This window comes from Spirillospora sp. NPDC046719 (genome assembly GCF_040645715.1).
Lineage (GTDB): Bacteria > Actinomycetota > Actinomycetes > Streptosporangiales > Streptosporangiaceae > Spirillospora.
The window spans coordinates 1-1,260 of record NZ_JBEYYT010000916.1 but is presented as its reverse complement, the minus strand read 5'-3'; the positions used below and the strand labels follow the sequence as shown (position 1 = coordinate 1,260).

1 protein-coding gene is annotated in these 1,260 nt (G+C 76.2%); it reads right to left on the bottom strand.

The genetic code is table 11. The features are described 5' to 3' along the window. Nucleotides 1-86: 86 nt before the first annotated feature. Nucleotides 87-971 (bottom strand): family 3 encapsulin nanocompartment shell protein, encoded by an 885-nt coding sequence (locus tag ABZ914_RS51550; RefSeq protein ID WP_500201841.1) that lies wholly within the window; start codon nt 969-971, stop codon nt 87-89. Nucleotides 972-1,260: the final 289 nt, after the last annotated feature.

Genomic DNA, 1,260 nt, shown 5'->3' with positions numbered 1-1,260 from the left:
TCGGGGCGGCCGGGGGCGGGGCGTTCGGGGGCCCCGCGGAGGGGGGGGGCCCGCCGCCGCGCCTCCCGGGCGCGCCGGCGCGCAGGTCACAGGCTCAGCAGGACGAAGTGCTGGGGGAGGTGCACCGCCAGCCCGAGCGGCATCGACGCGGTGATCGTCGCCGCGTCGCCGCGCACCCGCAGCGCCAGCGCCGACTCCTCGCCGTCCAGCAGCGTCACGCCCGCGCGGAAGTCGCCGAGCAGCACCCGGTCCCGCGCGATCATGCGGGTCCGGGTGATCCGCAGGCCCGCCGAGTCCAGCGCGGGCAGCGCGCCCGCGCCGACGAGCCGCCAGTACAGCGCCGGGTGCATGACCAGGCCGTCGCACGACCCGCCGGTCTCCTCCACCTCGGCGCACGCCGCCATCAGCGCCTCCAGGGCGCCGCCGTCGATCCGGCCCGGCGCCTCCGGCCGGCCGGAGGCGTCCAGCCGGCGCAGGCCGTCGAGGTTCAGCAGGCCGGTGATCGCGCCGTCCCCGCTGCCGTGCAGCAGCACCTCGTTCTCTACCGTGCACAGCCGGACGATTACGCGGTGCTCGACGAACCGCGCCAGCAGCGCGGGGTCGCGGGTCAGCTCGGCCGGCACCGGGACGGCCACCGAGATCTCCGTCAGCTCGGCCTTGGCGGCCGCGGCGCGGAACACCGCCTCGGGCGTCGCCCGGTAGGCGGTCCCGCTCGCGCCGCCGCCCTCGGCGGGCAGCTCGCGCACGTACCGCAGCGGCCCGCCGGTGACGGTGCCGCCCTTCGTCTGCTCCCGGACGGTCGGCCGGGGCCGCGTCGAGGCCAGCGGGAACAGCGTGGTCAGCGGCCTGCGGACGCGGACCGCGGCGTCGCCGCCGGCCGCCCGGGCCACCGCGACCGCCAGCTCCTCGCCCGGCCCGCGCTCGCGCAGGGCGGGGTCGTCGATGAGGTAGTCCAGCACGGGAGCTCCCATCACGCGCGCCCCGCACCGTCCCGGTTCTCGGGGCGGGCGGACCGCGCGGCGCCGATCCGCACGGCGCGATCTTGCGCCGTGACAGCCCGAGAGTAAGCAAAGACCGGAGAAATGAAAAGGGTCCCCGGCGATCTTGTCGGACGAAATTCGCCGTGATACAACGGCTCTGCGGATTGGCCTCTCCAGCTCAGGACGGTGAATACATGCGGCACCCGGAGAAAAACGGTGGGCGGGCCGCCGCATTCCTCGATCCGATCATCGACCGGGACGCCGGGACCGGCAGCAGGCC